Consider the following 17,802-nt stretch of genomic DNA (forward strand, 5'->3'; position numbering starts at 1 on the left):
GATAGGGTGAGGAGCATGACGCCTCCTCCGCCCGGGCGCCGGCGTAGCACCGTGCACGACGTCGCCAAGGTCGCGGGGGTCTCGCGGGGTACCGTGAGCCGCGTCCTCAACGGCGGCTACGTGTCGGACCACGCCCGCGAGGCCATCCAGGCGGCCATTCGCGAGGTGGGCTACGTGCCCAACAACGCCGCACGAAACCTCGTGCGTCAGCGCACGCAGGCGGTCGGATTCATCGTGCACGAGCCGCACTCGCTGTTCCTCGAAGACCCCAACATCGGCGGAATCATGCTCGGGGCCAACACCGCCCTGTCGAACGCCGACTACCAGATGGTGTGCGTCGTGGTCGATACGGACCGCGACACCGAAAGGGTCGCGCGCTACCTCAGCGGTGGCTTCGTCGACGGGGCGGTCATCGTCTCGGCGAGACACCACGACCCGATCACCGATGTCGTCGAACGACTCGGGCTCCCCGTCGCCTACGTGGGCCACCCTCCCGGCATCCGTCGCCCCTGGGTCGGCATCGACAACCTCGGCGCCGCCCGGGCCATCACCGAACGCGTGCGCGCATCGGGACGCCGTCGCATCGGCATGATCGCCGCGGCTCTCGACCGCGACTCCGGCAGCGACCGGCTCGCGGGCTTCCGCGAGGCGCTCGGCGAGGACTTCGACGAGTCGCTGGTCGAGCCCGTGCCGCTCTACGCCTTCGCCGACGGCGAGGCGGGGATGCGACGCCTGCTCGAGCGCGCTCCCGACATCGACGCGGTGTTCGGAGCTTCGGATGCCGTGGCCGCCGGCGCCGTGCAGGCCCTTCGCGCGGCCGGTCGCCGTGTGCCCGACGACGTCGGCGTGGTCGGCTTCGACGACAGCGCGTGGGCGGTGCGCACCGACCCGCCGCTCACCACGATCGACCAGCCCGCAGAGGGGCTGGGTGCCGCGGCCGCCGAGGCCGTGCTGCTGCAGCTCTCGGGCGGGGTCGCCGATGCCGGCGGCATCCTGCTCGACGCCCCGATCGTCTGGCGCGCCTCGGTCTAGAGGCGCTCACCGTCGCCGCCGGTCGCGGTCGTCGGGTTCGGGGCGTGATCGTCCGTTTGGGGCGCGGAATTCCCCGCCCCAAACGCAAGAACCCGCCCCAAACCGCCCTCCGGGCCGGCGTCAGCGCTCCTCGCGCCATCCCTCGTCGAGGATCCGGAAGCCCGCCTCGATCGTGGCCTCGGAGTCGTCGTTCTCGAAGGCGAGGATCTGCAGTTGCAGCACCATCCGCGCGTACACGCGCACCGCGGCATCCGGTGTCTCACGCCCCGTGGTCTCGGCGATGGCCTGCGCGAGGGCGTCTTCGTGGCGGACCCACATGCGCGCGGCGTACTCGCGAAGCGCGGGGGTGTCGGAGATGAGTGCCATGAACCGCCGCCGGTTGTCGCCGGTCGGGTCGAAGGCCAGGCCGAAGAGTTCGCGGCGATAGAGGTCTCTCAGCGCCTGCGACACCGTGGTTCCGGGGGTGCGGTCGCGTACCGCGCCGACGAGCAGGTCGCGCTGGGCGTCGTCCTCGTCGAAGACGAGAGCTTCTTTCTGCGGGAAGTGCGCGAACACCGTGGTCGGTGACACGTCGGCGGCCTCGGCGACCTCGCGGATGCTGACCTCGTCGAAGCCACGCTCCACGAACAGGATCGTCGCCGCGTCCGAGATGGCCTTGCGGGTCGCCGCCTTCTTGCGCTCGCGGCGGCCGATCGTCTCGTTCATGACCGCCACGATACCGGATCGACTCAAAAACCGTCTTGACACCAAAACGGGTACGGGTACAGTTACGGCGTGACTTCACCTTCGCTTCCCCCTCAGTCGGGCCGACGCGCCTGGATCATGCTCGTCGTCATCACGACGCTCACCACCGCCGGCATGACCGTCGTGCTGCCCGTCCTGCCCTTCGTCGTGCTCCGTTACGTGTCGAACCCGGCCGACCTCGCCGTCTGGGTCGGCATCCTCGAGACCGTCAACGCGCTGTGCGCGTTCCTCGTCGCCCCCTTCCTCGGCCGCATCTCCGACCGCTTCGGTCGTCGACCGGTGATCATCGTCGCCGGATTCGGCGCCGCCCTCGGCTTTCTGCTCTTCGGTATCGGCGGGGCGATCTGGGTGCTGCTGCTCGGCCGCATCGTTCAGGGCGTCACCGCCGGCGACCTTCCCGCCCTCTTCGCCTACCTCGCCGACATCACCCCGCCCGACAAGCGCGCGCGTCGCTTCGGCGTGCTCGGCGCGACCGCCGGCATCGGCACGATGGTCGGCCCGGCCCTGGGCGGCACCCTCGCCGCGATCGACGTCGACCTCCCCGTCTTCGTCACCGCGGGCCTCGCGTTGACGGTCGCGATCCTCAGCATCTTCCTCCTGCCCGAGAGCCTCGCGCCCAGCAAGCGCATCACCTCGCTCGACCTGCGGGCCGTGCACCCGTTCGCGGTGTTCCGCGGGGTCTTCCGTCGGCCCGAGCTGCGCGGGATCATGATCGGCCTGGTCCTCGTGGGGCTGCCGTTCGGGTTCTTCGTCAACAACTTCAGCGTCCTCGCTCTCGACGCCATCTCGTGGACTCCCACCGCGATCGGCCTGCTCACCGCGTGCGTCGGCATCATCGACATCGCGATCCAGGGCGTTCTGCTCGGCTTCCTGCTGCCGCGTATCGGCGAGCGCGGCGTCGTGGTCAGCGGCATCGTCACCCAAGCGATCGGGCTCGTCGCCCTCGCCGGGGTCGCGTCGCTCCTCGCGCAGCCGTGGCTGTTCATCGTGGGCGCCCTGACGCTCGCGGCGGGCCAGGGCGCGGCTCAGGCGACCATGGACGGTCTGCTCTCCAACGCCGTCGGAGACGACGAGCAGGGCTGGATCGCCGGGGCCGCGCAATCCCTGAACGCCGGGGTCGGAACGGTCGCCCCGCTGGTTGCGGGCCTGCTCTACGCCCACGTCGCCCACGCAGCGCCCTACGTGCTGGGCGCTGCGCTCATGATCGCCGCCGCCGTGGTCATCGGCCGGACGCGCTTCTCCAGCCCCTCCCTGCGGACGAAGGCTCCGGATGCTGCGGAGCCCGTGCTCGCGCCGGAGTGACGCTTCCGAGCGGGGATGATTCCGGATGCCGTGAGCCGCGGCATCCGGAATCATCTACGCCGAAGGGCCCCAGGGCATCGGACGCTCGGGGTCACGCGAGCTGTCGTCGGGGATGTGGGGGAGCGCCTCGCCGCCCGCGCGGATGCAGAGCCAGCGCAGTTCGCGGTCGCTGTCGGGGAGAGCGCGCCAGGTGCGCCACACGTTCTGCCCGACGCGCACGACGCTGCCGGGGCCGACGTCGACGACGTCGTCGTCGAGGCCCATCTGACCGCGCCCCTCGAGGAACACGTACAGCTCCTCGACGCGGGTGTGCGTGTGCCAGTACCCGGCCTCCTCACCGGGGGCGAGGGCGTTCGCGGTCATGCCGATGAACTGCATCGTCAGCTCGTGGTCGACCACGCGGCGCCCGTCGCGCGAGCGGGCGGGGGCGAAGCCGCCGAAGTGGTCGCCCCAGGCGTCGAGCCCGCCGATTTGGGTGATCTCGTAGTCGCTCATCGGGTCTCGCTCTCGGGGTCGGTCAGTTGCCAGCCGTCGTCGGTGCGGCGGTAGATCGTGCGCAGGTGCCTGCGGTCGGGGGAGCCCTGCCAGAACTCCACGCGGTCGGCGACCAGGCGCCACAGCCCCCACTCGCCCGGGCCGATGCCGTCGCGAGCGGCGGCCGAGCGCGCGGCGAGATCCGCCGCCGACTCCTCAGCCGAGGCCTCCACCACGCGCCCGCGCACGCGAACGCTGCGCAGCACCGCCGGCCACCAGAAGGTCAGCGCCGCGGCGGGATGCGCGGCCAGCTGCGCCGCTTTCGCGGAGGCGCGTGGCCCGGCGAAAGCCCACCCGTCGGGCCCGAGGTCTTTGAGGATCAGCGTGCGGGCGTCCGGGACGCCGTGGGCATCGACCGTCGAGAGCGTGGCACCGTGCGCCTCGGCCACGCCGGCGTCGACGGCCTGCCGGATCCACCGTTCGAAGAGCTCCTCCGGCTGGTCGGGAAGGGGCTCGGCATCCGGGGTCGGTGGGGTGCCGGTGAGAGAGGGGAGCGAGCGGAGCCACGTGGCCATCGTCATGCCCCCATCCTGCTCCTCGTCGGGCGTGCTGCGCGCCGGCGGTGCCACGAGAACAGGACGCCGCAACGAGAACAGGCCGATCCGCGCGGGACCGGCCTGTTCTCGGCGCACGCGCCTGTTCTCGTGACGCGTTACTCCTCGAGCTGACCGAGCGACGGCTCCGCGACGAAGCGCGCGACCGGATCGACGGCGTGCTCCAGCTCGAGGACGACGATCTCGTTCGCCCCGGCACGCGTTGCGGGACCGGGCACGTACAGCGTGTTCTGAGGGACGTTGTTCCAGTAGCGGCCGAGGAAGAAGCCGTTGACGAAGGCGTATCCCTTGCCCCACGACGTGGTGTCGAGGAACAGGTCGACGGGGGCGTCGAGCTCGAACGACCCGCGCAGCAGAGCGCGCCCGACCGTGCCCGTGCCGCTTCCCACGGCGGTTTCGAGGGCGACGGGGGTCGCGGTCCACCCGGTGAGCGCCTCGCCGTTGAGCGTCACGGAGCCGACGAGACCCTTCGCCTCGCCGAGGCGGTCGGCGTAGTTCACCCGGCCCTGGTCCTCGACGAGGACGGTGAGCCGTGCGCCCGCGGGGATCGTGAGTGCGCGCTCGTGCAGAGCCCGCGACAGTCGACCCACCGGGGTGCCGTCCACGTGCACCCACGCGAGGTCGCGGATCTCGTCGAAGACGAGGGCCGCGGGCGCGGCGAACGCGGGGAGGTCGACGTCGTAGCGGACGAGGGGACCGAGGTGGGCGATCTGCTCGAAGCTCGGCGGGTCGTCGGCGATGGCGGCCGCGTTGAGGGGCGGCATCCAATCGCCCTCGCCCGAGAGGGCGACCTCGAGAGCGGGAGCCTCGGGCCGGGGGCCGGGAACCTGCTCGGGGACGGGGGCGTACTTGGCGATGACCTCGCGGAAGGCGTGGAACTTCGCCGTGGGGTGTCCCGATTCGTCGATCGGGGCGTCGTAGTCGTACGAGGTGACGATGGGGTCGTAGCGGCCCTTGTCGTTCGCGCCGTTCGTCGTGCCGAAGTTCGTCCCGCCGTGCACCATGTAGATGTTCACCGAGGCCCCGGCGGCGAGCAGCACGTCGAGGTCGTGGGCGGATGCCGCGGGGTCGGTCGTGTGGTGGATGCTGCCCCACCAGTCGAACCAGCCGTCCCAGAACTCGCTGCACATCAGCGGTCCGGTGGGCTGGTGCTCGCGGAGGGTCGCGAGCCGTTCCTCGGAGCGCGAACCGAACGAGCCGGTGAGGTGCAGCCCGGGAAGGCTGCCGGCCTCGAGCATCCACGGCATCGGCTGGTCGACGGTGGTCAGCGGCACCGTGATGCCGGCCTCCTCGGTCACGCGGACGAGCTCGCGCAGGTAGGTCTTGTCGGAGCCGTACGCGCCGTACTCGTTCTCGATCTGCACGAGCACGACGTTGCCGCCGCGGTCGATCTGGCGCGGGGCCACGATCTCGTACACGCGGCGGAGGTACTCCGACACCGCCTCGACGAACTGGGGTTCTGAGCGGCGGATGCCGATGCCCGGCGTCGAGGTCAGCCACACCGGCAGTCCGCCGTTGTGCCACTCCGCGCAGATGTAGGGGCCGGGTCGCACGATCGCGTGCAGGCCCTCGGCGGCGATGAGGTCGAGGAAGCGGCCCAGGTCGTTCCAGCCCGTGGCATCCCACTCACCGCGCACCGGCTCGTGCGCGTTCCACGCGACGTAGGTCTCGATGGTGTTGAGGCCCATCGCCTTCGCCGTGCGGATGCGGTCGGCCCAGTGCTCGGGGTGGATGCGGAAGTAGTGCAGGGTGCCGGAGATGACCTGGTGGGGCTTCCCATCGAGCAGGAAGTCGGTCTCGCCGATGGAGAAAGTCGTCACGATGTCTTTCGGTATCAGTCGTTGAGGCGCGCGGTCAGGCGCACCCACGCGAGGGCGGGGAGGGTGAAGCGCAGGATGCCGTCGGAGCCGGCCTCGACCGCGAGGGCAGCCGGTGCGACGGGCTCGCCGTCGGCGGAGTTCGTGGTGTGTCGATCTCCGCCCTCGGGGACGGTGACGATCACGGCCTCGACGTCGGAGACGCGGCCGAGGTCCAGCTCGACCGGGGTCGCCGACTCGAGGTCGCGGTGGGCGAGGAACACCGAGACGATGTCGCCGTCCACGGTCGCGACCGTGTCGACGGCGTCGACGCGCCCGTGGCGAGCGGTGTCGATCGTGGCACCCTCGACGCGGGGGACGACGACGCGACCGGATGCCGCCTTCGCGGTGAGGGCGAAGGGGTGGAAGGTGGTCTGGCGCCAGGCGACCCCGCCACCGGGCTCGGTGCGGATGGGGGCGATGACGTTCACCAGCTGGGCGAGGTTGGCCATCGACACGCGGTCGGAGCGGCGGATGAGAGTGATGAGGAGGGATCCGACGACGACCGCGTCCGTGACGGTGTAGTCGTCCTCGATCAGGCGCGGCGCGATGGGCCAGTCGCCCGTGAAGACGCGCGGCTTGTCGACCTCGTTCCACCGCGTCTGGTTCCAGACGTTCCACTCGTCGACGCTGATGCCGACCGGACGTCCGTCCGGGGTTGTCGCCCCGACCTCGTCGATGATGTCGGCGACCTCGCCGATGTAGCGATCGAGGGCCGCGCCGCTGGCGAGGAAGCTCGCGGGGTCGGCGGGGTCCTCCTCGTAGTACGCGTGCACGGAGATGTGGTCGATCAGGCCGGCGGTGTGACGGAGCACCGTGCGCTCCCACGCGCCGAAGGTCGGCATCTCGTGGTTCGAGCTGCCCGCGGCCACGAGCTCGACCGTCGGGTCGATGAAGCGCATCATGCGCGCCGTTTCGGCCGAGAGGCGACCGTACTCGTCGGCGGTCTTGTGGCCGATCTGCCAGGGACCGTCCATCTCGTTGCCCAGGCACCACAGGCGGATGCCGAAGGGGTCTTCCCGGCCGTTCTCACGCCGGCGATCGCTCAGGGCGGTGCCCGAGGGGTGGTTCGCGTACTCGAGCAGGTCGGCCGCCTCGGCGACGCCGCGCGTGCCGAGGTTCACAGCCTCCATGACCTCGAGGCCCGCGGCATCCGCCCATTCGGCGAACTCGTGCAGACCCACCTGATTGGTCTCGGTGCTGTGCCAGGCGGCATCCAGCCGGACCGGACGCTGCGAGCGAGCGCCCACGCCGTCCTCCCAGCGGTAGCCCGACACGAAGTTGCCGCCGGGATAGCGCACGACGGTGGCGCCCAGTTCGCGAACGAGCTCGAGCACGTCGGCGCGGAAACCCTCGGTGTCCGCGGTGTCGTGGCCGGGAGAGTGGATGCCGTCGTACACGCAACGGCCCATGTGCTCGACGAACGAGCCGAACAGGCGGCGGGGGACGGCGGCTCCGACCGCGGTGCGGTCGACGACGATGCGGGTGGGGGAGGTCATTCGGGTCTCTCCTGGCGAGGGAATGGAAGGGGCGGGCCGCATGCGTGCACGCGACCCGCCCCGGGAACTTCTTACTTGTTGACCGAGAAGCCCTGGTCGTTGCCGTACTGGACGAGCTGGTCCTGCCACGCGGTCAGGCCCGCGTTGAGGTCGCTCTTCTTCGAGTAGGCCTGGCCCACGGTGTCGCCGTAGATGCTGTTGGCGTACACCTGGAACGGCAGGTAGCTCCAGCCCTCGCGGACCTCGCTCGAGGCCTGCGTGAGGACCTGGTTGATCTGCTGGCCGCCGAAGTAGTCCGACTTCTTGTCGACGAAGGCGGGGTCGCTCAGCTGAGCGGTGGTGGAGGGGAATCCACCCGACTCGGCGAAGATCTTCAGGCTCTCGTCATCGTTGTTGAGCCACTTGAGGAAGCCGGCCGCGAGGGCGGGGTTCTTGCTCTGCTTGGTCACGGCCTGGCCACCGCCGCCGTTCTCGGCCGTCACGGCCTTGCCGTCGTAGGTGGGGATGGGGGCCACGGCCCACTTGCCCGAGCCGTCCTTCACCGAGGACTCCAGCACGCCGGGCATCCAGGCGCCGATGACGAGCGAGGCGATCGAGCCGTCACCGAGGCCCTTGAACCACTCGTCGCTCCAGCTGGGGGTGTCCGAGAGCAGGCCGCCCTCGATGAGACGGTTCCAGTTGTCGGCGAACTTCTTCGAACCGCTGTCCTGCAGGTCGATGGTGACGTCGGTGCCCGAGGTCTTGAACGGGGTGCCGCCGGCCTGCCAGATCATGCTGGTGGTGAAGCCGGAGTCGCCGGTGTCGGCGGTGATGTACTTGGTCGGGTCGGCGGCGTGCAGCTTCTCGGCCGCGGCGACGTACTCGTCCCACGTGGTCGGAACGGCGATGCCGAACTGGTCGAAGACCGACTTGTTGTAGAACAGGGCCATGGGGCCCGAGTCCTGCGGCAGGCCGTAGAGCTTGCCGTCGAAGTTGACCGAGCCCCAGGGGCCGGTCGCGTAGTCGCCCTTGAGATCGGCGAACCCGTACGACGACAGGTCGAGCAGCGAGTCCGAGAGGGCGAACTGCGGGAAGGCGTAGTACTCGATCTGGACGACGTCGGGGGCACCCGAGCCCGCCTTGATGGCGTTCTGGAGCTTGGTGTACTCCTCGGTGTTGGTGCCGGCGTTGACGTAGTTGACCTTGACCTTGGGGTACTTGGCCTCGAACGCCTTGACCTGGGCCTCGGCCGAGGGGGTCCAGGACCAGTACGTGATCTCGCCGCCGGCCTCGAGGGCCTTCTCGATGTCGTCGGCCGATCCGCCGGCGGCGCCGCCGGCGTTACCGCCCGAGCACGCGGTCAGGGCGCCCACCGTCAGGGCGGTGGCGGCGACGGCGAAGACGGCCCGCCGAGCGGCGGTGCTCTTGCGCATGAATGTCATCGGTTCCTTCACTTCGTTGTTGTGGAGTCGGGGCGGGAGCCCCGGGGTGTTGTGGTTTCCGGGGCAGGACGCTCCGGTTGTGCGGTGTTGCGGGTTTCCGGGGCGATGCCCCGGTCAGGGGGAGCTCGGGTGGATCACTCCTTGACGCTGCCGGCGGTCAGACCCGACTGCCAGAAGCGCTGGAGCAGCAGGAACGCGGCGACGATCGGGATGATCGAGAGCAGCGATCCGGTGATCACGAGGTTGTAGATGGGCTGCGCGGCGACACCGGTCGCCTGCGCGTTCCACTGGTTGAGGCCGACGGTGAGCGGGTACCACGCGGGGTCGCTCAGCATGATCAGCGGGAGGAAGTAGTTGTTCCAGGTCGCCACCACCGCGAACAGCAGCACCGTGACGATGCCGGGCGTGAGCAGGCGGATCGAGATGGTGAAGAAGGTGCGGAATTCTCCGGCCCCGTCCATGCGGGCGGCCTCGAGCAGCTCGGTGGGGATGGCGTCGGTCGCGTAGACCCAGATCAGGTAGAGGCCGAACGGGCTGATGAGCGACGGGATGATGATCGCCCAGGGGGTGTTGGTGATCCCGAGCTGGCTGAACAGCAGGAAGGTCGGCACGGCGAGGGCGGTACCGGGGACGGCGATCGCACCGAGCACGACGGCGAACACCGCCTTGCGGCCGCGGAAGTTGTACTTCGCCAGGCCGTAGCCCGCGAGCGTGGCGAGGAGCGTCGCTCCGCCGGCGCCGACGACGACGTAGAGCAGCGTGTTGCCGAGCCAGCGCAGGAAGATCCCGTCGCGGTAGGTCAGGGTCTGCGCGATGTTGTCGAACAGCGCGAAGCTGTTGCCCGGCCCGAGGCCGAAGGTGCTGAACAGGTCGGGCTGGGTCTTGGTGGCGTTGATGACCAGCCACGCGAGGGGCACGAGCGTGTACAGCAGGTACAGCGCCATCACGATGGTGAGGACGACCGATTTCTTGCTGTGCGTGGGCGAGGTGCGCGCGAAGCGGCGGCGGGCGCCCTGTCGTTCGGTGGTCACGGCGACGGTGTCGGTACGGGGTGCGGTCGCGGTGGTCATCGCGCCTCCTGACGGGAGCCGCGCAGCTGCACGACGTAAGCGATGACGGCGGTGATGACGCCCATGATGATGGCGATCGTGGCCGCGTAGTTGTACTGCTGGCCGGCGAACGAGAGGTTGTACGCGTACATGTTCGGCGTGAAGAACGTCGAGATCACGTTGGGCGCGAGCGGCTTGAGGATGTTCGGCTCGTTGAAGAGCTGGAAGCTGCCGATGATCGAGAAGATGGTCGCGATGACGACCGCGCCGCGCACGGCCGGGATCTTGATCGAGAAGATCGTGCGCCAGGCGCCCGCTCCGTCGATGGATGCCGCTTCGTACAGCTCGTTGGGGATGGTCTTCAACGAGGAGTAGAAGATCAGCATGTTGTAGCCCACGAACTGCCACGTGACGATGTTGCCGATCGACAGCAGCATCCATTCGGGCAGGAAGGGCTGCACGAACTGTCCGCCCAACAGGTCGTTGAGGTTGCGCGTCAGGCCGAACTGGTCGCCGTAGATGTAGCCCCACATCAGCACGGCCACGACGGCGGGCACCGCGTAGGGGAGGAAGATCACCATGCGGTAGAAACCGGCCGCGTGAAGCCGTGCGCTGTCGATCGCGAGGGCGGCGCCGAGGGCCAGCAGCAACATGATCGGCACCTGCACGACGAGGAAGATCAGGACGCGCCCGAAGCCGTCCCAGAACTTCGCGTCGCCGAAGGCCGCGATGTAGTTGTCGAGACCGACGAAGGCGTTGCCGCCGATGAGCTGGTCGCGGAACAGGCTCAGGTAGACCGAGTACGCCAGCGGCGCCAGGAACACGAGGGCGAAGACGAGGGCGAACGGGGCGACGAACAGCCAGCCGCGGTCTTCGATTCGGGAGCGCCGCTTGCGCTGGGGGGTGCGCAGGGCGGGCGGGGGTGCCGCAGTGGTCGTCATCGTCCGGTGCCTCTTCGTTGGTGCGCATTTCGGTCGGGTTGGCCGAGATGTTGACGTAAACATAACTCGACCCCGCTAGTGTGTCAACGTCAACATCCCAAGGGGGCATGCATGAGCGAGACGACGACGACGTCGACCGCGATTCCGACGCGCGAGCGTCGACGCGAGGTGTCGATGGCCGACGTGGCCGCGGCCGCGGGGGTGTCGGGACAGACCGTCTCGCGCGTCGCCAATGGTCGCACGAACGTCGACCCCGACACTCGCCAGCGGGTGCTCGACGCGATGTCCACGCTGGGGTACCGCCCGAACAGTGCCGCGCGGGCGCTGCGGTCGGGGCGCTTCCGCAGCATCGGCGTCATCATGTTCTCGCTGAGCTCGTACGGCAACACGCGCACCCTCGATGCGCTCGCGTCGGTGGCCGCGGCATCCGGATACTCCATCACCCTCATCACCGTGCAGTCGGCCTCTCAGTCCGACGTGTCGGGCGCGTTCCTGCGCCTTCACGAGCACGCGGTCGACGGGATCGTCATCCTCATCGAGACGCATCGACTCGGCGAGAACGAACTCTCTCTGCCGACGGGGCTGCCGGTCGTCGTCGTGGACTCGAGTGCCGACTACCCCTACGCCGTCGTCGACAACGACCAGGCCCAGGGGGCGCGTCTGGCCACCGAGCACCTCCTCGACCTCGGCCACGAGACCGTGTGGCACCTGTCGGGTCCGCCCGAGTCATTCGCCGCGGAGCGGCGGCGCGACGCGTGGCGCTCGGCGCTCGAGGACCGCGGATGCCGTGTGCCCGAGGTGCAGATCGGCGACTGGACCGCCGACTCCGGGCACCGGATCGGTCAGGCGCTCGCCCAGGATCCGGCCGTGACCGCGGTCTTCGCCGCGAACGACCAGATGGCCCTCGGGGTGATCCGCGCGCTGCACGAGGCGGGTCGCGTCGTGCCCCGCGACGTCAGTGTCGTGGGCTTCGACGACATGCCCGAGGCGGCGAACTTCTGGCCGCCGCTCACCACCGTGCGCCAGCGCTTCGAGCGCGTCGGCGAAGAGGCGATGAGCGCCCTGATCGCCGACATCGAGGGCGAGGGCGGCGAGCACGCCCGCACCCTCGTTCCGACCTCCCTCGTCGTTCGCGCCAGCTCTGCGCCGCGCCTCTGAGTCGCGCGCGGGCGCGCGCCGCGCGGGCGGCGAGCCCGCACCCTCGTGCCGTGCGTCGCAGTCGTCGGTGCCGGCTCCGCGTCGCGCACCGCCGTCGTTCGCACCGGCTCTGAGTCGCGCGCCGCGTGAGCGGCGTCACATTCTGGGGAAACGTTGCGGCAATCCATAGTGCTCCCTTAGGCTCGGTGTTGACGTCAACATGTTGACGTCAACATCCCCACCTGAGGTCGCACCGCTGCGGCCGGATCGGAATGACGATGAAGTCAGCTCGACTGTTGTCGATGACCTGCGCCGTGGCCCTCGCCGCCGGCGCGATCACCGCCACGGCCGCCGTGGCCCCCGCGCCCGCCGAGGCGGCGACCGCCGCCCCCGTGCGCATCACCCCCAACCCCGCCACCGCCTCCGAGAAGCCGTTCGAGGGGTGGGGCACGAGCCTCGTCTGGTTCGCCAACGCGACCGGGAACTACCCCGCCGACGTCCGACAGAAGCTGTTCGACGCCGTGTTCGGCGAAGACGGGCTCAACCTCAACATCGCGCGGTACAACATCGGCGGAGGCAACGCCTCCGACGTGCCGTCGTACCTGCGCCCCGGCGGAGCGGTCCCCGGCTTCTGGAACCCCGATCTCCCGGCGACGGACGCCAACGGCGCGATCACCTCGAACTACGCCGACCGCGCGCGCTACAAGGCGGCCTGGAATCCCGACGACCCGAACGCGTACGACTTCTCGAAGGACTCCGCCCAGCGCTGGTGGCTCGACGCCCTCAAGGACAAGGTCACCCACTGGGAGGCCTTCAGCAACTCCCCGCCCTACTTCCTCACCCAGAGCGGGTACGCCTCCGGAGGCATCAACAACGCTACGAGCGAGCAGCTCGCGCCAGCCGACATGGACAAGTTCGCCGGCTACCTCGTGAACGTCGTCGACGAGCTCGAGAAGAAGCACGGCATCACCTTCGACACGATCGACCCGTTCAACGAGCCGAACACGAACTACTGGCAGACCCAGATCCCCAACGGCGCGACTTGGCCGACGGGCGGTCGCCAGGAGGGCGCTCACATCGGGCCCCAGGCGCAGGATGCCATGGTCAAGGCGCTCGCCGCCCGCCTCGCGCAGCCGAGCACCACCACCGACGCCGTCATCTCGGCGATGGATGAGACCAACCCCGGCATCTTTGCCACCAACTGGAACGCGTGGTCGGCTCAGTCCAAGAGCCTGGTCGACCAGCTGAACGTCCACACCTACGGCACCGACGGCCGGCAGGTCGTGCGCGACATCGCCAAGGCCGCGGACAAGCCGCTGTGGATGAGCGAGGTCGAGGGCAACTGGACCGCCCAGAACAAGGGCTTCGTCACCGACGACATCGAGAACGGCATCGGCATGGCCCAGCACATCGTGGGCGACCTGCGCGAGCTCGAACCCGACGCGTGGGTGTTCTGGCAGCCGGTCGAAGACCTCTACAACATGGAGAAGGTCGAGAAGCTCAACTGGGGCAGCGTCTTCATCGACTTCGACTGCAACGCCCAGGGGATGTCCGAGCGGCGCCTGAAGGACGGCGACGCCGACCCCTCGTGCCAGGTGCTGACGAACGAGAAGTTCAACACGGTGCGCAACTTCACCCACTACATCGCGCCCGGCGACCACCTCATGGCGACCGACAATGCCCAGTCGACCGCGGCGATCGACGAAGACGGTCAGGGCGCGACGATCGTGCACGTCAACTCCGAGGCCTCGGCCCGCACCGTGCAGATCGACCTGCGCGACTTCGGTACCGTCGCACCCGGGGCGACCGTGACCCCGATCGTCACGACCCAGTCGACGGCCGACGCGCCGACGCTCAACGCGCTCGCGAAGGGGCAGCCGGTCGCGGTGGACGCGGCATCCCGAACCGCGACGCTCACCATCCCCGCCAAATCCGTCGTGACGTTCGAGATCGACGGTGTGTCGGGAGTGTCCCCCGACGCGGCGGCCTTCCGGGACGGACAGACCGTTCAGCTCTCCGGCCTGCAGAGCGGACTCGCGCTCGACGGCGCCTCGACGCTCGCCGTGCGCACCGCCGCGACGACCACCGACGCGGCTCGCGCCCAGTCGTGGACCGTTCGCACGATCGACGGGGCAGGCACGAACCGCCACCGCTTCACGCTTCAGAACGGGTCGGGGAAGTTCCTCGCCTCGAACGGCACCAACACCGCCCTGGTGGATGCCGACCCGGCCGCGGCCGCGACGAATCCGGCGTTGCAATGGATGGCCTCGACGACCGACGGCACCTACTACTCCCTGTTGAACGTCGCGAGCGAACGCGTGCTCGACGTCAACGGGGCGAGCACCACCCCCGGTGCGTCCGTGGGCCTGTGGACCTCCAACGGCGGGGGGAACCAGCAGTGGCGCATCGCCGGCACCGCGGTCATCGGCGCCGAGCCGGTCTCGGCGGCGACCGCCGTGGGCGTGAGCCCCACCCTGCCCGGCACCGTCACCCTGCGTTACGCCGGACGGACGCTCCGCAGCGCCGCGGTGACCTGGCAGACGGACGGCGTGGACTTCTCGCGCCTGGGCACCGTCCAGGTGCGCGGCACCGGTACCGACCTGTTCGGGGCGCCCTTCGAGGCGACCGCGACGGTCGAGGTGGGTCCGTACACGGCCACGCGCCCGGCATCCGTCACCGTTCCCGCCGGGAGCGCGCTCGACGTGGTGAAGAGCCAAGCCGACGGCAGCGTCCAGGCCGAGCTCAGCCCCTCGGGCTCCGGATTCTGGGTGCCCGTGCAGTGGGCCTGGGACGGACTGACCGATGCGGCGTTCGCCGCGACGGGAACCGTCACCGTCACGGGCGTCGCGACGGGACCGAGTGGGGAGAAGCTCGACGCGCGACTGACGGTCATCGTCACCGCGGCGTCGGAGCGCAACGTTGCCCCGCAGAGCCAGCCGTCGGCGACCTTCACCGAGAGTTCGCAGTACGGCGTCGCCAACACGATCAACGGCAGCTCCACCGACAAGGGCTGGTCGAACTGGCGGTCGGGGACGAAGAACGACCAGGACACCCTGAGCTACGTGCTGAAGCAGCGCGAGACGCTGACGCACGTCGCGGTGCAGTTCTACCGTGACGGCAACACGCTGAGCTGGCCCACGACGATGCGCGTGGACCGTCGGGTCAGCGGCGGCTCGTGGATCGAGGGCGACCTGGTTCCGGTCCCCACGCCCTCGAGCGGTGCGCCCCGGGTCGACGTCCCGGTCGTCGGTGCCGCCGACGAGGTCCGCGTGGTCATGAACGCCCGGTCGCAGACCCACATGATCGTGTCGGAGGTCGAGATCTTCGCCGCAGCCCCGGCTCCGGCCGGCATCGCCGACCTCGCCCGCTTGACGGTGGGCGATGAGCCGGTCGCAGGGTTCGCCGCGGACACGCTCGACTACACCGTCAGCTCGACCGGCGCGGCGTGGCCGACGCTGCACGCTCTGGCGGTCGACGAGGACGCGAGCGTCGTCGTGACCCAGCCCGGCGCCTCCGCGGGCGCCGCCACCGCCCGTGCGGCAGCCGTCGCCGCGGCGGACAACGTCGGGACCGTGCAGGTCACGGCCCCCGACGGCACCTCGCGCACCTACTCGGTGACCGTGGATCGCGTCGTCGGCGTGACCTCTGTCGCTCTGACGGGTGAGGCCCGCGTGGGCTCCACCCTGCGGGCGGCCGCCGTGACCGACCCGGCCGATGCCGGAACGGCGTTCGTGTGGATGCGCGACGGGGTCGCCATCGACGGCGCCACCGCCGACGGGTACGCGCTGACCGCGGCCGACGAGGGTCGACAGATCACCGTCCAGGTGACGGCGACGGCGGCCGGCTTCACTGAGGGTCGTGCCGTGTCGTCGGCGGTCGTTCCCACGGCTGCCGTCACGGACCCCGGCTCCGGCGGTGGCTCGGGCACTCCGGGCGCGGGAGCGGGCTCCGGATCGGGAGGATCGGGTGCCGGAGGCGGCGCCGGGTCACCGGCGGGCTCCGCGAACAACGCCGCAGGGTCCTCGACGGCGAACGGTCGCGACCTGGCGACCACCGGTCAGAACACCGAGGGGGTGGCCGGGCTGGCCGTCGGTGCCCTCCTGCTGCTCCTGCTCGGTGCGGGTGCGGTCGTGCTGCGCCGCCGCTCTCGCGCGTGACCCTCTGAACCCGAAGGCCGTGACGGCCGCCTCCCCGCGACCGTCACGGCCTTCGGCATTCCCGGGTGGCGGGGTGGCGGCATCCCTCCCCCTCGGCGCACATCCGTGCAACCCCGACCTTCTTGACCCGCGGGCGAGAGAAGATTGACCGTCCGCAACGATCCCCACTGAGGAGACCCATGCACGTCAACGCCTACGCGGCGTCGTCCGCGACCTCACCCCTCGAACCCACGACCATCGAGCGCCGCGACGTCGGCCCGAAGGACGTCCTGATCGACATCGCCTACGCCGGCATCTGCCACTCCGACATCCACACCATCCGCGGCGAGTGGGGCGACGTGCCCTACCCCCTGACCGTCGGCCACGAGATCGTCGGTACGGTCGCCGAGGTCGGTTCCGAGGTCACCAGCCACAAGGTCGGCGACCGCGTCGGCGTCGGCTGCATGGTCAACTCGTGCCGCGAGTGCGAGAACTGCCTCGCGGGCGAGGAGCAGTACTGCGAGAAGGGCAACATCGGCACGTACGGCGCCAAGGACGTCGACGGCACGATCACCCAGGGCGGCTACAGCGAGAAGATTGTCGTCGACGAGCACTTCGTGCTGCGCGTTCCCGAGTCGATCCCCTACGAGAAGGCCGCGCCGCTGCTGTGCGCCGGCATCACGACGTACTCGCCGTTGAGCCACTGGAACGCCGGCCCCGGCAAGAAGGTCGCCGTCGTCGGCCTCGGAGGACTCGGCCACATGGCCGTCAAGATCGCCCACGCCATGGGCGCCGAGGTCACCGTGCTCTCGCAGACGCTCAGCAAGAAGGACGACGGCCTGAAGATGGGCGCCGACCACTACTACGCGACGAAGGATGACGAGACCCTCGAGAAGCTCAAGAAGAACTTCGACCTCATCATCAACACCGTCAGCGCTCCGCTCGACCTCAAGCAGTACCTGGGCCTTCTCGCCCTGAACGGCACGATGGTCAACGTCGGCGCCCCGCCGGAGCCCCTGCCCATCCAGGTCTTCACTCTGTTCACCAACCGTCGTTCCTTCGCGGGTTCGTCGATCGGCGGCATTCGCGAGACCCAGGAGATGCTCGACTTCTGCGCCGAGAACGGCATCGCGCCCGAGACCGAGCTCATCTCGGCCGACCAGATCAACGAGGCCTACGAGCGCGTGCTGAAGAGCGACGTGCGCTACCGCTTCGTGATCGACGCGAAGACCTTCGCCCCCGCCTGATCCCGGCTTCGGCCCCGGATGCCACGGCCCCGACGTTCCACGGAGCGTCGGGGCCGCGGCGTTCCCGGCTCTCCTCCCGCCCCGACGTTCCGCCGAGCGTTCGGGGTCGCCACATCCTCCGCCCTTCCCCCTCCCCTGCCCCGATAAACGCTATTCCTCCGCGTAAACGCGGTGTCGCAGCGTGTCTCGTGAGGAACCGCGTTTATCGGCATGGGTGGGGCCGTGGCCACCGCCGCGGCGCCCCGCACCGCCGCGGCGCCTCCGCTTCGCCGCGGCGCCCCGCTCTGCCGGACCCGTGCGCTGCGCAAACCCCGGACACGCGAAAGCGGCGCCGCCCCGAGGGACGACGC

At 69.9% G+C, this 17,802-nt stretch carries 13 protein-coding genes; 5 read left to right on the forward strand and 8 right to left on the reverse strand.

Annotated elements, in window-relative coordinates; all coding sequences use genetic code 11:
* Positions 1-15 precede the first annotated feature (15 nt).
* On the forward strand, positions 16-1,032 hold the full coding sequence (locus BLS25_RS05950; RefSeq protein WP_056224366.1) for a LacI family DNA-binding transcriptional regulator: 1,017 nt from the start codon (positions 16-18) through the stop codon (positions 1,030-1,032).
* A 120-nt stretch (positions 1,033-1,152) separates the two neighbouring features.
* On the opposite strand, the gene BLS25_RS05955 is transcribed toward BLS25_RS05950, so the two are convergent.
* The gene (locus BLS25_RS05955; RefSeq protein WP_056228012.1) at positions 1,153-1,737 is read right to left on the reverse strand and encodes a TetR/AcrR family transcriptional regulator; all 585 of its coding nucleotides are present in this window, start codon (positions 1,735-1,737) and stop codon (positions 1,153-1,155) included.
* A 69-nt stretch (positions 1,738-1,806) separates the two neighbouring features.
* On the opposite strand from BLS25_RS05955, the gene BLS25_RS05960 reads away from it, so the two are divergent.
* Entirely contained in the window at positions 1,807-3,078 is a 1,272-nt protein-coding gene (locus tag BLS25_RS05960; protein WP_256335544.1) for an MFS transporter, read from the forward strand.
* A 54-nt stretch (positions 3,079-3,132) separates the two neighbouring features.
* Here the strand turns inward: BLS25_RS05960 and BLS25_RS05965 are convergent, their stop codons facing one another.
* From BLS25_RS05965 to BLS25_RS05995, 7 genes are all read right to left on the reverse strand, one after another.
* Positions 3,133-3,573 carry a cupin domain-containing protein gene (locus BLS25_RS05965; RefSeq protein ID WP_074694760.1) on the reverse strand — a complete coding sequence of 147 codons (441 nt, stop codon included), beginning with the start codon at positions 3,571-3,573 and terminating at the stop codon, positions 3,133-3,135.
* Positions 3,570-4,133, reverse strand: coding sequence for a pyridoxamine 5'-phosphate oxidase family protein (locus tag BLS25_RS05970; protein WP_074694761.1), 564 nt, complete (start codon positions 4,131-4,133; stop codon positions 3,570-3,572). The genes BLS25_RS05965 and BLS25_RS05970 overlap by 4 nt, the downstream gene beginning before the upstream one ends.
* Before the next feature lie 131 nt (positions 4,134-4,264).
* Positions 4,265-5,986, reverse strand: coding sequence for a glycoside hydrolase family 35 protein (locus tag BLS25_RS05975; protein ID WP_074694762.1), 1,722 nt, complete (start codon positions 5,984-5,986; stop codon positions 4,265-4,267).
* Between the two features lie 14 nt (positions 5,987-6,000).
* The gene (locus BLS25_RS05980; RefSeq protein WP_074694763.1) at positions 6,001-7,521 is read right to left on the reverse strand and encodes an alpha-N-arabinofuranosidase; all 1,521 of its coding nucleotides are present in this window, start codon (positions 7,519-7,521) and stop codon (positions 6,001-6,003) included.
* 71 nt (positions 7,522-7,592) lie between these two features.
* A complete protein-coding gene (locus BLS25_RS05985; RefSeq protein WP_056228009.1) occupies positions 7,593-8,933 on the reverse strand; it encodes an ABC transporter substrate-binding protein in 1,341 nt (446 codons plus the stop codon).
* Positions 8,934-9,076: 143 nt separating this feature from the next.
* On the reverse strand, positions 9,077-10,012 hold the full coding sequence (locus tag BLS25_RS05990) for a carbohydrate ABC transporter permease (RefSeq protein ID WP_371129311.1): 936 nt from the start codon (positions 10,010-10,012) through the stop codon (positions 9,077-9,079).
* Positions 10,009-10,932, reverse strand: coding sequence for a carbohydrate ABC transporter permease (locus BLS25_RS05995; RefSeq protein ID WP_056224355.1), 924 nt, complete (start codon positions 10,930-10,932; stop codon positions 10,009-10,011). Before BLS25_RS05995 ends, BLS25_RS05990 begins: the two co-directional genes overlap by 4 nt.
* Before the next feature lie 111 nt (positions 10,933-11,043).
* Between BLS25_RS05995 and BLS25_RS06000 the strand changes: the two genes are divergently transcribed.
* From BLS25_RS06000 to BLS25_RS06010, 3 genes are all read left to right on the forward strand, one after another.
* Entirely contained in the window at positions 11,044-12,090 is a 1,047-nt protein-coding gene (locus BLS25_RS06000; protein ID WP_056224350.1) for a LacI family DNA-binding transcriptional regulator, read from the forward strand.
* Positions 12,091-12,371: 281 nt separating this feature from the next.
* On the forward strand, positions 12,372-16,226 hold the full coding sequence (locus BLS25_RS06005; RefSeq protein WP_256335545.1) for an RICIN domain-containing protein: 3,855 nt from the start codon (positions 12,372-12,374) through the stop codon (positions 16,224-16,226).
* A gap of 179 nt (positions 16,227-16,405) precedes the next feature.
* Complete coding sequence (locus tag BLS25_RS06010) at positions 16,406-17,452, forward strand: NAD(P)-dependent alcohol dehydrogenase (protein WP_074694764.1); 1,047 nt, start codon at positions 16,406-16,408, stop codon at positions 17,450-17,452.
* Positions 17,453-17,802: the final 350 nt, after the last annotated feature.

Origin of the sequence: Microbacterium testaceum StLB037, assembly GCF_900104345.1 — a bacterium.
GTDB classification, from domain to species: Bacteria; Actinomycetota; Actinomycetes; order Actinomycetales; family Microbacteriaceae; genus Microbacterium; species Microbacterium testaceum_A.